Origin of the sequence: Mesorhizobium sp. M7A.F.Ca.CA.001.10.2.1 (genome assembly GCF_003998575.1) — a bacterium.
Lineage (GTDB): Bacteria > Pseudomonadota > Alphaproteobacteria > Rhizobiales > Rhizobiaceae > Mesorhizobium.
The window spans coordinates 16,435-27,604 of record NZ_RZQY01000009.1; the positions used below are offsets into that span (position 1 = coordinate 16,435).

15 protein-coding genes are annotated in these 11,170 nt (G+C 58.3%); 9 read left to right on the forward strand and 6 right to left on the reverse strand.

Annotated features, from left to right (window positions below):
• Positions 1–132: 132 nt before the first annotated feature.
• The 3 genes from EN964_RS01375 to EN964_RS01385 are packed head-to-tail and all read left to right on the forward strand — an operon-like array spanning position 133 to position 2,157.
• Entirely contained in the window at positions 133–309 is a 177-nt protein-coding gene (locus tag EN964_RS01375) for a hypothetical protein (RefSeq protein WP_127270404.1), read from the forward strand.
• Positions 306–1,547, forward strand: a complete 1,242-nt coding sequence (locus EN964_RS01380; RefSeq protein ID WP_127266455.1) for a hypothetical protein — start codon at positions 306–308, stop codon at positions 1,545–1,547. Before EN964_RS01375 ends, EN964_RS01380 begins: the two co-directional genes overlap by 4 nt.
• Positions 1,534–2,157 (forward strand): hypothetical protein, encoded by a 624-nt coding sequence (locus tag EN964_RS01385; RefSeq protein ID WP_127266456.1) that lies wholly within the window; start codon positions 1,534–1,536, stop codon positions 2,155–2,157. Before EN964_RS01380 ends, EN964_RS01385 begins: the two co-directional genes overlap by 14 nt.
• Before the next feature lie 4 nt (positions 2,158–2,161).
• On the opposite strand, the gene EN964_RS01390 is transcribed toward EN964_RS01385, so the two are convergent.
• Genes EN964_RS01390 through EN964_RS01400 form a run of 3 tightly spaced genes read right to left on the reverse strand, consistent with a single transcriptional unit; the run spans position 2,162 to position 4,308 of the window.
• Positions 2,162–2,626 carry a GtrA family protein gene (locus EN964_RS01390; RefSeq protein ID WP_127266457.1) on the reverse strand — a complete coding sequence of 155 codons (465 nt, stop codon included), beginning with the start codon at positions 2,624–2,626 and terminating at the stop codon, positions 2,162–2,164.
• The gene (locus EN964_RS01395) at positions 2,604–3,296 is read right to left on the reverse strand and encodes a class I SAM-dependent methyltransferase (protein WP_127266458.1); all 693 of its coding nucleotides are present in this window, start codon (positions 3,294–3,296) and stop codon (positions 2,604–2,606) included. Before EN964_RS01395 ends, EN964_RS01390 begins: the two co-directional genes overlap by 23 nt.
• Positions 3,271–4,308, reverse strand: coding sequence for a glycosyltransferase family 2 protein (locus EN964_RS01400; RefSeq protein WP_127372400.1), 1,038 nt, complete (start codon positions 4,306–4,308; stop codon positions 3,271–3,273). The genes EN964_RS01395 and EN964_RS01400 overlap by 26 nt, the downstream gene beginning before the upstream one ends.
• A gap of 285 nt (positions 4,309–4,593) precedes the next feature.
• On the opposite strand from EN964_RS01400, the gene EN964_RS01405 reads away from it, so the two are divergent.
• Positions 4,594–5,025, forward strand: coding sequence for a hypothetical protein (locus EN964_RS01405; protein WP_127266459.1), 432 nt, complete (start codon positions 4,594–4,596; stop codon positions 5,023–5,025).
• 258 nt (positions 5,026–5,283) lie between these two features.
• On the opposite strand, the gene EN964_RS01410 is transcribed toward EN964_RS01405, so the two are convergent.
• Both EN964_RS01410 and EN964_RS01415 read right to left on the reverse strand, forming a co-directional pair.
• Positions 5,284–5,781 carry a metallophosphoesterase family protein gene (locus tag EN964_RS01410; RefSeq protein WP_127266460.1) on the reverse strand — a complete coding sequence of 166 codons (498 nt, stop codon included), beginning with the start codon at positions 5,779–5,781 and terminating at the stop codon, positions 5,284–5,286.
• A gap of 39 nt (positions 5,782–5,820) precedes the next feature.
• On the reverse strand, positions 5,821–6,126 hold the full coding sequence (locus EN964_RS01415; protein ID WP_236383244.1) for a hypothetical protein: 306 nt from the start codon (positions 6,124–6,126) through the stop codon (positions 5,821–5,823).
• Between the two features lie 454 nt (positions 6,127–6,580).
• Here EN964_RS01415 and EN964_RS01420 point away from each other — a divergent pair, with 454 nt between their 5' ends.
• Complete coding sequence (locus tag EN964_RS01420) at positions 6,581–6,889, forward strand: hypothetical protein (RefSeq protein WP_127266462.1); 309 nt, start codon at positions 6,581–6,583, stop codon at positions 6,887–6,889.
• A gap of 41 nt (positions 6,890–6,930) precedes the next feature.
• On the forward strand, positions 6,931–7,776 hold the full coding sequence (locus tag EN964_RS01425; RefSeq protein WP_127266463.1) for an SIR2 family protein: 846 nt from the start codon (positions 6,931–6,933) through the stop codon (positions 7,774–7,776).
• 245 nt (positions 7,777–8,021) lie between these two features.
• Here EN964_RS01425 and EN964_RS01430 read toward each other — a convergent pair whose 3' ends face one another.
• Positions 8,022–8,531: a ferritin-like domain-containing protein gene (locus EN964_RS01430; RefSeq protein ID WP_127266464.1), complete on the reverse strand. Its 510-nt coding sequence runs from the start codon at positions 8,529–8,531 to the stop codon at positions 8,022–8,024.
• A gap of 909 nt (positions 8,532–9,440) precedes the next feature.
• On the opposite strand from EN964_RS01430, the gene EN964_RS01440 reads away from it, so the two are divergent.
• The 3 genes from EN964_RS01440 (at position 9,441) to EN964_RS01455 (ending at position 10,850) form a co-directional block, all read left to right on the forward strand.
• Positions 9,441–9,734 (forward strand): DUF768 domain-containing protein, encoded by a 294-nt coding sequence (locus EN964_RS01440; protein ID WP_127266465.1) that lies wholly within the window; start codon positions 9,441–9,443, stop codon positions 9,732–9,734.
• Between the two features lie 684 nt (positions 9,735–10,418).
• Positions 10,419–10,619, forward strand: coding sequence for a hypothetical protein (locus EN964_RS01450; protein WP_127266466.1), 201 nt, complete (start codon positions 10,419–10,421; stop codon positions 10,617–10,619).
• 9 nt (positions 10,620–10,628) lie between these two features.
• Positions 10,629–10,850 (forward strand): hypothetical protein, encoded by a 222-nt coding sequence (locus tag EN964_RS01455; RefSeq protein ID WP_127266467.1) that lies wholly within the window; start codon positions 10,629–10,631, stop codon positions 10,848–10,850.
• Positions 10,851–11,170: the final 320 nt, after the last annotated feature.

The window sequence follows — 11,170 nt, forward strand, 5'->3', positions numbered from 1 at the left end:
CGCGATAGCTCGTCCGGCCGCCGAGGCACGCATGATATCGTGTTCTCGACGCGCTTCAAAGGTGCCTTCCCATCGCCGCTCGAATATTAGCAACCTCTTGACGACCGCCGACCGCGCTCCAGAATCTCTCAAATGGCGCGGGAACAGACTGGCATCGATTTTGGCCACGAGGTGAGGGTGGGCGGCGTCACCCGTCTGGAACTGCTCGACGACGATGAAGATGGCAAGGCCACGGTCGGCGGTTTGGTCACGGCCGAAGCTGGCCCCCATCAGGGCATGGGAACGCGCCCCGCCGGTGCTCGGCGATGAAAAAAGCCAGGACTGACAATCTCCTCACGGCCATCAAAAGCCCCGGCCATGCGCTGTCGATGAAGGATCCAGCGCATGTCGAGATTTTCCCCGACTACATAATCAACAAGCGCCACATGGTAGCGGCAGCGGTGGTGGCAGTCCCGCTCCTGTTCGGTTTCACTGGCCTTGCTATTCGTTATGCCGCTGTTGCTTCAACGTTGGCAGAACCAGGCTTCGAGTCTTATGCTCGTGCGCTCTGCCGATGGGATTGCCACTGGTATCTGGATATTTCCGAACGCGGCTACGAGCGCTTTCCCATCCCAAACCAAAGCAACGTCGGACGATGGGGCTTCTTTCCATTCTATCCGATGCTGGTAGCGGTGATCCGGGCGATTTTCCCCTTCGCCACGATACTGGTCGCGACGATCACTTCGATTGCATGCAGCTACGCCGCGTGTCTGGTGGCATGGCCGCTGTTGGAGAAGAACATGCGGGCCTATGTACTGTACTGCGCTTTTCTGCTTAGCGGCCCGTTCTCCTTCCACTTCACAACTTTCCTTTCCGAACCTCTTTTCGTGCTCCTGACCTCGATTGTCTTCCTGGCACTCAAACGCTCCAGCTATGCCGTCGCTGGCATCTCGTCAGCGCTCCTTTCGGCAACGAGGCTCGTTGGGGTCCTTGTCGTCTTTGCGACCGTCATTCAAATGTTCCAGCAGCATCGAGAACGGGGCGGCTCACCACTCTCCTTTCCGCGTTGGGTGCTCGGTCGACCGGATCTGCTCGTCGCTATCTTTATCTCGCCTGCCGGCTTGTTTGCCTACATCCTGTTTTTGTATGTCACTGTCGGTGACGGCTTTGCGTTTCTGCACGTCCAACGCGCCTTTGGACGAGTGGCTGGGAACCCGCTCCTGTTTCTATGGGACGGGCTCTCAGCATTTCCCAAGACCGGGTGGCTGCCCACGGCGCCGCAATGGAGTGCGCTCGCAGCGATCATCGGGCTGGCGCTATCAGTCGTGCTGGTGGCTCGCAAGCAATATGGCGCTGGGGTCTTCTGCGCGATCTGCATTCTCGTGCCATTGATAACGAATCTGGCCTCCATGGTCAGATACGTCATTGGGCTGGCGCCTCTGATAATGTTGATGGCCGTCCTGTTGTCGGCGTCGAAACTGATCTGGCTCGCCGCTTTGGTTCTCTTCCTGGTCGCCTGCTATTTCATGACGGCGGCATGGATTGGAGGCTACCTTGCTTTGGTCTGACACCCTCAATCCCCGTGGACGCGCCATCTCGCTTGGCGCTTACGCGCTCGCCGCGGTTCTGGCCGTGTCCGAACTCGCCATCCTTGCGCTGGCTCTCCATCCGACTGTCCACGCCGACTATCGTGCCTATTACATCGACCGCACGACGACATGCCTCAACCGCGATGCCATTGGCAGCTACTCACTCGGCCAGACAGTGTCCTTCCGGTCCGATGGCGCCAAACGGGCAGCCGGCATGAAAGTTTGTGGCTGGTCGGGGCCGGTAGCCGACGGCACGCATTCACTGGGCGAGACCTCGCGGCTTCGCCTGCAGATACCGCCGCTTCGCGACGGTCTCAAGGCAACGCTACAAATGGCCGCTGTCATTCGTCCGCCACAGACGACGCAGAGGGTAATAATCTCGGTGCATGGCGTGTCCGTGCATAAGGTCACACTGTCGGGCAAGCAACCGATGACCGTCTCGTTCGTCATTCCGCATGCAGCTTTTTCGAACGCCAGCACGTTCGAAATGACCTTTGACTATCTCGACGGGATCCCGCCCAGCCAGGCCGCCAGCGACATTTACAAGCGCTCCATCAAATTGGTGTCGTTTCGACTGGACGCCATTTAGAGCATTATTGCCTCTGGCGGGAGCGATTGCCGTGCCGACCGGGAATGCGTCCGGCAAAAACCCACCGGTCAAGCACGAAGAAATTGATGCCGGGGACAAGCAAGCACGTAATCAGCACGGGAATGATGAGCGGCAAGCCCAGCTTTACCGTCAGCAACGCCGGCGCCCCATAGGCAATGGCCAAGCCTGTTGCCCCCAGCAGGAGAAAACGCGGAGCTTCAGTTCGATGCGATCGGCCCGACACGAACGTCAGGGATTTGTGAGCCAGATACGAAAACAGGGTGGCTGCGGCATATGCCCCAAGCGAGGCATGGATGGGCGTTAAACCGAGCCACTCCGATTTGGAAAAAGCAGCAACCAAAGCGGCATACAGAAGTGTGGCAGCGATGCCGACCAGGCCGAAGCGTGCCAGTAGCTTCAGGGAGTCGTCGCCGGCAGGCCGATGCTCATGCATGCGCACTACACGCATACTGTGCCCCCAGCGGCAGGGGGGCGAGCGCGCGTTCGACTTTTCGGGCCAAGGACCTGCCCGACGGCAGCAGCAGGAAGTGCTCGGATCGGATGTTGCTGAAGCCTGCTTCTTGAAGGAGGGACGCTGTTTTGGCTGCGCTGAGCAGCACCGCGTCATGGTCGAAGGGACACCGGAACACAGCCAGACGCGTCAGCGGGTTATAGGGATTGTGCTCGATGATGCAGGCGACACCGCCCGGGCGCACGACGCGCCGCATCTCGCGCATGAACCCGAGCCAGGAAGCTGGCGGTACATGATGGACGACGCAGCTGGCGAAGGCCAGATCAAAGACCCCATTGTCGTATGGCAGGTTCAGGCTGGTGCAGGCCCTGTATGTGACGCTCGGATTTTCCTGCCTCGCACGCAGGATCGATTCCTGCGAGATGTCACAGCCGTCCAGGCACTCGAAGGCGCCTTTGAGATAGGGATGGAGCACACCTACGCCGCAGCCGACATCAAGCACCCGTACTTCCGAGCCGGCATGACGAAGCCCCCGCTCGATCACAACGCGTCGCAGCAACTCGGCCTTCGCCATGAGAAAGAAGTCGTGCTTAAGCCCTGAAAAGCGGATCGATCCCTGGACCGTCTCACCATAATTGAATCTATAGCTGTCGAAGGGTTCGGACATTGGCCGGGACTCCAATCCGGGATTTTCGAGGCGAGCGGCGGCTCTTGCCCGGGACGGCAGACATCGGCCGGTCGAAGCCGGTGAGGCGATCGATCACGTAAAGCGGGCGCCGTTTTACTTCGGCGTGGATGCTGCCGACATACAATCCGACCACGCCGGTCATGAAGAGGTTGATGCCGCACAGGAGCGACACGATCATCACGGTGGATGTCCAGCCGGCAACAATGCCGGTTTCAAAGGCCCAGGCGTAGATGGCGTAGGCACCAAAGGCTACGGCCAGCGCAGAAATGGCCAAGCCACCCCAGAGCGCCAGGCGCAGCGGCTGCTCCGAGAAACTGACGATGGCGTGCACAGCAAGATGCACCATCTTCCAGAATGGGTATTTGGTCTGGCCATGGGCTCGTGCCGGGCGCTCGAAAGACACCGACGCCTGCTTGAACCCCATCCAGCCAAACATGCCCCTGACGAAGCGATCCTGTTCGGGCATCTGCCTGAAAGTTCTCAGCGCTTTCGGACCGACCAACCGGAAATCTCCAACGTCGCGCGGAATGTCAACGGTCGTCATCCTTTCCAGCAAGCGATAGAAGAGACTTGCCGTGAAGCGCTTGAACCAGGATTCGCCCTCGCGTTTAACGCGCCGGGCATAGACAATTTCGAAACCTTCCTTCCACTTCGCCACCAGATCGAGAACCACCTCGGGTGGGTCTTGGAGATCGGCATCCATGACGATGACGGCATCCCCCTGGGCGGCGTCCATACCGGCTGTGATTGCTATCTGGTGCCCAAAATTGCGGGAAAGCTCGATCAGCCGAAAACGAGGCTCGGCGGCGACCACACGCCGAAGGTAAGTGACGCTGCCATCGCGGCTTCCGTCATCGACGAAAATAGCCTCTGTCTCACCGTCCAGCTGGTGGATTAGCAACCTGATCCGCTCGATCAGACGAGGCAGCACTTGTTCCTCGTTGTATATCGGCAGAACCAGCGAGTAGCGCAGCGACACGTTCGCTCTCATCCCGGCACTTTGGATTACAGAGGCCTCCATGCCGATCAAATGAAACGCCAGCCTCAAAGTTCCATAAGGCATTACTAATTTAATTTGTTGTTGTAGGCGGGTGGCGAGCTGTTCGTTCTGAACGGCTTCGGTCTGATTTGGCATGGGATATCGTTTCGCGCGCCGGCGGAGCAATGCGCTGTTTCGCAATCATTGTCGGGCAAGTGGCCGCCTTACCAGCTCTTGTCAGCGCGTCGGCGCGCGATAATTTTTGAGGGGAAGGGACTTCGACCAAAGGAGCCGACGATGGAACACCAAACTTTAAGCCAACTGCAGACAATTGCAGAAGTAGAACCCCTGTCGACATACCCGATCATGACCCGGCAACAGCGCATTGAGCGCTGGGCAGAATTGCTGGAACAACATCCCGAGCGACGCCTGACAGCGCTTACCGGCACTGAGCATCTGAAGCGGGAAGCTCGCGACGCAGCGCGCGGTGAGGGCTCGCCAATTACAGTGGCCTTCGAGGACCCGCTACTGCGTGCGTTAGGCCTGAAGGATGACACCTATGGGGCAGCAAAGCGCTTCTTCGAACTGTCTGACGGGGAGTTGCACGACATCGTCTGCAGTTGCCATGTCGGAACCACGTTCAGAGGGCAGTGGGCTGCCGCCAGAGTCCGCCGGTCAATCGGAGGGAACAGGTTTCTTAAGTGGCTTAGAGAGAGAATGTGGCACTGAGGTCGCCAAGGACGGCGATTGAAGCTCGTTTCAAGCGAGGTGGATGAACGATTGGGGCGCCAGTGGAGCGCCGTGTTGACGACGGGGGTCGGCGCCGTCCCACGGCTGTGCAGACGGGTGGGGCGCTCCTCGGTCCCAGTTTACTCGCGGTGCGTTCCAGCATGGCTGCAATACTCCAGGGGCAGGATTCTGGAATCCTGTTTGCGGCTAGCATCACCACGTGAAGACATCGATCGTTCGCCATCTGCTGCGCTAACCTCAATCTCGGCGGCGCCTGGCCTGTATGGCAGCAAAGGTGACTGGGCGAAAATCCCAGGCGTCGACGCCGACGTCGTGCTGGCGCGTCATTGGCTTCAGCCGGCCATGAGAATGGCCGTGCAGGTTTATCGATTTCTTGCCGATCTTGTTCCAGGTGCGGAACGGGTAGTGGCAAAGAACCAAGAAACTGCCCTCGACAGTTAGCTCCTTGTAGTGTTGCACGCTAGCCCAAGCCGAAGCGCGGAGCGTTACCATGCCGTCGTTGTTGCCGATGATCAGGTGTTTGGTGCCGTGGAGGCAGGACAGCAGCGAAGACACTGTCTCGGCCGATCCCTTGGCGAAGTCGCCGAGGTGCCAAACCTCGTCATTTGGAGCAACAGTCTCGTTCCAAAGTTCAGTCAGTGCCTGGTCGTGCGCCACCAATGAACTGAAGGGGCGGGGGTCGAGCCGCAGAATGCGGGGATCGTTGAAATGCGTGTCGGAGGTGAAGAAGATCATGCGCCGCCGCTGGCTGAGATGAGCGCTCGACGATCGCTTTTAAGTTCGGTTGCCGGAGCGGCTTTTGGGTCCATCATCGATCCTGATTTGGGCTTCCCTGAGCATCTTGAGTGCCTCTTCCTTGGTGAGGCCGCACTTGCGCGCAAAGTAGAGAGCTTCGATCGCCTTTTCACGATCTGTGGCTTCTGTGTGCTGTTTAAGCTTTTCACATCGTTCTCTATCACCTTTTGATGCCACCGAACCATCACGGTGCCGGGTTGTTCCCATCCATCGGATCTGCTGACCTGCGGAGCGCCGCTGCCTGATGTCGCCGATAAACGAGATCCCGAGACCTGTAGCAGGCATCAGCTTGGTCGTTTCTATGTGGCCCGTCTGGGAGGCACTGTCGGAGCTCTAAAGTTGCCGAACGCTTTGCGGCGGTTGCTTTTGGCTACGAGCGGGCGCGGCAGGCATCTACTGCCGAAGGCGGCTCGAGCTCGCGGAGGAACCATGCATCGCGCTTTTTGAATCGCAGTCTGAAGACCCAACCGCGATCACCTGGTGCGCCCGACGGTAGGACAGCGAGAAGCCTTGCCTCTGCCTTTGCAAGGTTGCCATGGCGATCCGGAACCTCGAGGCATGTGGAGAGTTGTCCAGCAGCCCAGCGGAGATCCAAGGGCGCCATCAGATGCCAATCCCGGCGTCGCCGCGCAGCCGAAACGCTCTAGCAAGCCGGCAACTCCATCACCGGCACGGCACAAGGCCTCCGGAGCAGGATTATCTATCGACGGGCTCCCAATGGTATGAAGGACAATGGCCCATGAACGTCGCCAACCTGCAATTGGAAGGTTTGCTTATGGCGGTCGCGGCCGTCAATAACGCCTTGGTCCGCAGAGGCCTTCTCTCGGTCGATGATATCGACACGGCGTTGAAAAACGCGGAAGCCTCCTTCACGGTTGATGAGCGCCTCTTCGAGGATATGTCGCCGGCTAACCGCGACGCAGTGTGTTTCCCTTTGCGGCTTTTGCGGCTGGCTAACACCGAGCAGTTCGAAGCGAGTGTGCCACCGTTTTCCGAGCTGGCCAGGCAGGTGGGGATCACCAAGGAGCCTAATAACGACCAGATGTGAGGGAGGAAGGTCGACCTGCGCGGGTGGCCTCGAAAGACGTGATGAACGATGACCCTGTAGATTCGCTCGCCAACGCAATTCGGCATCGCAGCGCAATTCTGTTTGTTGGGGCAGGGGTTTCGATCAGCGTTGGATTACCCTCCTGGGAGAAGCTGATAGAGCGAATGGCAAAGGAGCTCGGCGTCGACGACGAATTTTCCACGCGACGCGATCGTTTTCAAACCCTGGCCGAGTACTATCGCATCAAGCATGGCAGCATCGGGCCACTTCGCAGTTGGATGGACAGAAACTGGTCCGTCCCCAAGGACCGGATCGAGAAATCCGAGTTGCATCGTCTCATCGTGAGGCTCGACTTCCCTGTCATCTACACAACTAACTATGATCGGAATCTGGAACTGGCTTATGAGATATACGGTCGGGACTACGTGAAAGTGGCCAATGCACGCGATGTGGCGCAGGCCCGCCAAGGCATTACCCACATCGTCAAGTTCCATGGTGATTTCGACGAGGATTCGTCCCTCGTCCTCACCGAAACGGACTACCTCGATCGTCTCTCCTTCAATTCTCCGCTGGACGTGCGTTTTCGCTCGGATGCGCTCGGCAGCACGATCCTCTTCATTGGCTATAGCCTTTCCGACCCAAACATTCGGTTGCTGCTGCACCGTCTCTGGCAGACGTGGCATCGGTCCGGCTATGAGAAAGATCGCCCGCCCTCGTTCATCTTCATGACCAGCCGAAACCCTGTGGAGGAGGCCGTGCTTGGACGTTGGGGCATTTCGGTCGTGGTCGGCGAAATCGACGAGCCGCAAGCTGCTTTGGTGGACTTCCTCAGCCGGCTGGCGGAGATGGTTGGGGATGGGGAACTGTCGCCAAAAAGTGGGCGATAGCAACATCCGTATGATGGGCAGTTCGGCGGGCTCTCAAGGAGCGGCACATGGCAGAGAATTCCGTCCGGAATTTCAAGTTCAATTGGCCTCAAGGATACTATCGCGGCACGGAGAGCTAATCGGAAAACTTACTCACGCACTGCCTACTTTGAAGTGCCTTTCAGCGGTAACGGCTTACCTCGATGCGCCTTGCGCCGAGCTTCGGCGCAAGGCGCGAGCTTGTTTAGCGATACGCTACCGGCTGATCAACGCTTGGCGTTTTCACTCTCCGAGTCGGCCCGCGCCAGGAACTGCTCGGTTGTCGTTGGAATATGGCTTTTCAACCAGTCCGCCATTGCGACTTCCTCACGCAGGTTCTCTTCGCAGACCTGGGCGACCTCTGCTTCACGCAGCGATTTGGCAGCGGCGATAAGGATTGTGTAGGAGGCGATTTCCATGTGCTCGAACGTGTAGCTTGCAAGCGATCCTTTCATCACTTCGTCACCGGCGAAGACACCGCTGAGCGACTGCGCCATTGCCGTCAGCTTGCCGCCGGCATCCTTCAGTGTGGAAGATCCTTGTCCGATGCGGTCGAGACAGGTTTCCAGCCGAGCAGCCTGCTGCCTGGTCTCCTGGACGTGCTGGCGAATCCGTTCGCTGAGCTCAGGATAGTTCTCAATTCGGTTCAACTGCCCATTCAACATGGTCTCGGCCTGCTCTTCCATGGCGTGAGCATCCCTGAGCCATTGGACAAGCCATTCGCGCGATTCTGACATTTCATATCTCCGTCATGGGTCGGCCAGAACTTTCAAAGGGAGATATTGTTCCTCATCGGTTGAACCGCGGAGTCAGCCTGTATCGCGAGCCTTGCTGGTCGGCGCTGCAATCAGGCTCTTGGCACCAGGAGAGAATATCGCGGTGCGGGCACTGCCGCTGTGTCTCAGCTGGCAAACGCATTTCTGCAGAAATGACCGGACCTGCTGCCTGTCGCGGGTTCGGCGACGGATGGATCTCTGTTTCGCGTCGGCTCGTATTCTGATGCCCGCGCTGCCATGTAGGGCTATGCTGTATCTCTCCCGAGCGGCTTGGCATTTTACGGTTCACTTGCGAAATCTACCCGTAGCTGATGCGCTCCAGGGTCGAGGCATGTTCACCTGCGGAGATCTTATCGCACGAAGGGATCGCAATGGAACGTCAGGGCATTTCGGAGGTTGGTAAGGAAGTTTCGCAGCTAAGGAAACGAGCCATGACTTCTTCAGACAATTCTTCAGCTGGCATATCACCACGCCCCGAAAAATCGGACAGCCGGACCTCGTCTAAGCCGGCGACACCGTCACCGGCCGCAGAGAAAGTCTCCGGAGCAGGCCCTGCGATGGCCGAGCATTCGAAAGACGCCAAGGCGCCCAGAGGCGGTCGTCAGCCTGGGGCATATGTCAAGGATTAGACGGCCGAGCTGTTGAGTTTCGGCTGCCCGCTACAGTCGAAGGAGGTTCCTATGCAGATGATGGGAATTTTCGTCAGCCGAGACCAGGCTTCGATCGTGGAATTTCGAGCGATCGTCTGACGAGTTGTCGCCGCGCAGACGAATTATCGGGATCATCAGCCAAGCCCACCATGAGCATACCCCATGGGAAAGTGAAGGCGTGGCGGAACCGCCGCGCTTAATCCGGCGGAGGAGTTATCCGGTGAACGCGACCAAAGAGTTTTTTGAAACCTGGCTGCAGGAGAATGTCGGCACTCTTGCTGGCAAAGAGGATGTGAGCTTCGCCGTGCTGGCCCAGCAATTCGAGCAGGACGCCGAAGCGGCCGGTTATGGTCGCGAGGTGCGTGAGGACGAGCTCGGAAACATTGAACATGCGATCGAGCAAGCGCTAAAGAACGCCCGAAGTGACGTGCAGGGTGGCGCCGATGGCCAACCCAGCGATGCGACAGCCCTCATGGATGCGCTGGAGGTCGAAGATGCCAAAAGTGGGCCGTAGGCTTTACCAGATTAGCTCTATTCGTTTGTCGAAGTTGCCGGGGTAGTCCTATGGAGCAGTTTCGCAAGGACATGGCCGCCTTGGCAGAGCCAGCTTTCTGGGTGACGATAGGCTTGCTTCTGGTTCCGTATGCGCTTGGAACCGTGCTCCTCGTTTTGACCTGCGGCTGCCTGTAGGTTGACTGCAGAGACCCCCGGTAGTGGTTCAACGACCCTAGGGCCGAATTCTATGCAATACCGAGCTTATAACGTTTCCGTGGGGTCCCTTGCTCCAGCAAAGTGTGAACGATCGCGTCGCGAGAAAAGTTCATCGTCGACACCAGGCTCTTTGCGAGAGGGGAGAAGGCCGCCGTTCATGTTCAGGCGCCGACGCTATCTGTGCTCTCATAGTTCCAGCTACGGCCCCCTATCACAGTGCTCCGATCACACTTAGCATCCGCGCGTTCCTTACATCGAAAATAGCCCTGCAGCTTGCGAGTTGCCTTGGAACACTTGTGTCATATCGAAGTTCGGCCCCCTAGGAGAACCAAGATGGCCATGACACAAGCTGCCAACGACAACCAGCCGGGCGAGAAACCGGAACATGCAACCGAAACGTCACTCAAAGCGGCAATAGACCAGTTTAGGGCGGGACGCAGGTGCAAAATGGCACTACGGGCGACAAGAATCGGGGCGAGGCACTGAGATGCCGCGGATCAATCATGACGGTCGCAACGAGAATACCACATCCGCTGCAGCACTCATTATCGACAAGGAACGTGCTGAGCGCGCCGCCAAGACGGCGCGGTTGAAGGAGGCTCGCCTCGCACAAGCCATCACGCCCGGTCCCAGCCAACGCAAGCCGCGTGTCACCAAAAAGGTTCGCAGGATTTTTGTTGCTGGCTAGGAGGTGTCCGTGACTCGCAATCACGACAAGGAAAGATACGACCGCGCCAAACGTATCAGCCAAGAGATGCTGGACGCTGAACGAGCCGAACGCGCCGAGAAGACGGCGCGGCTGAGACAAGCAAGGCTTGCACAGCATCCGGTGAAATCACCGCCGGCGCAGCCGCGAATGCATCGCAAACCCATCCCGGCTCTCAAAAAGAGAAGCCGTAAGGTGATTGAATTCTTTTAGGCTCTCTCGCTCGCCTGCAGCACCATGCAGGAACACCGTCCGGACTTAACAGGCCTGGCGGCAGGGGCTTTCACGACTTGCTCCAGCTCGATCCGTACACATGCTGCCCTTTGTTGGTTCATCCCCCTGCAGTTGGTGAATCCGGCGCCATGTTCGAACTTGCATAAGTTAATGACCTCTTCCCAGAAACGAGTCATGCATGGGCTCGCCGCCCAGCATCTGCGGCCTTGATTTAAGTCGAGTCAAAGGGGCGTACATGACCTACGACACCGCCAGTGATCAACCTATCTATCCTGAAGGGCTGAGATTGCTGGAATCGG

What these genes read in the sequence shown, in the direction of transcription:
- EN964_RS01375 (WP_127270404.1), top strand. Translation starts at nt 133, where the DNA reads ATGGCGCGGGAACAGACTGGCATCGATTTTGGCCACGAGGTGAGGGTG.
- EN964_RS01430 (WP_127266464.1), bottom strand. Translation starts at nt 8,531, where the DNA reads ATGTCAGAATCGCGCGAATGGCTTGTCCAATGGCTCAGGGATGCTCAC.
- EN964_RS01405 (WP_127266459.1), top strand. Translation starts at nt 4,594, where the DNA reads ATGGAACACCAAACTTTAAGCCAACTGCAGACAATTGCAGAAGTAGAA.
- EN964_RS01420 (WP_127266462.1), top strand. Translation starts at nt 6,581, where the DNA reads ATGAACGTCGCCAACCTGCAATTGGAAGGTTTGCTTATGGCGGTCGCG.
- EN964_RS01380 (WP_127266455.1), top strand. Translation starts at nt 306, where the DNA reads ATGAAAAAAGCCAGGACTGACAATCTCCTCACGGCCATCAAAAGCCCC.
- EN964_RS01425 (WP_127266463.1), top strand. Translation starts at nt 6,931, where the DNA reads ATGAACGATGACCCTGTAGATTCGCTCGCCAACGCAATTCGGCATCGC.
- EN964_RS01395 (WP_127266458.1), bottom strand. Translation starts at nt 3,296, where the DNA reads ATGTCCGAACCCTTCGACAGCTATAGATTCAATTATGGTGAGACGGTC.
- EN964_RS01390 (WP_127266457.1), bottom strand. Translation starts at nt 2,626, where the DNA reads ATGCGTGTAGTGCGCATGCATGAGCATCGGCCTGCCGGCGACGACTCC.
- EN964_RS01410 (WP_127266460.1), bottom strand. Translation starts at nt 5,781, where the DNA reads ATGATCTTCTTCACCTCCGACACGCATTTCAACGATCCCCGCATTCTG.
- EN964_RS01415 (WP_236383244.1), bottom strand. Translation starts at nt 6,126, where the DNA reads ATGCCTGCTACAGGTCTCGGGATCTCGTTTATCGGCGACATCAGGCAG.
- EN964_RS01450 (WP_127266466.1), top strand. Translation starts at nt 10,419, where the DNA reads ATGCCGCGGATCAATCATGACGGTCGCAACGAGAATACCACATCCGCT.
- EN964_RS01400 (WP_127372400.1), bottom strand. Translation starts at nt 4,308, where the DNA reads ATGAGAGCGAACGTGTCGCTGCGCTACTCGCTGGTTCTGCCGATATAC.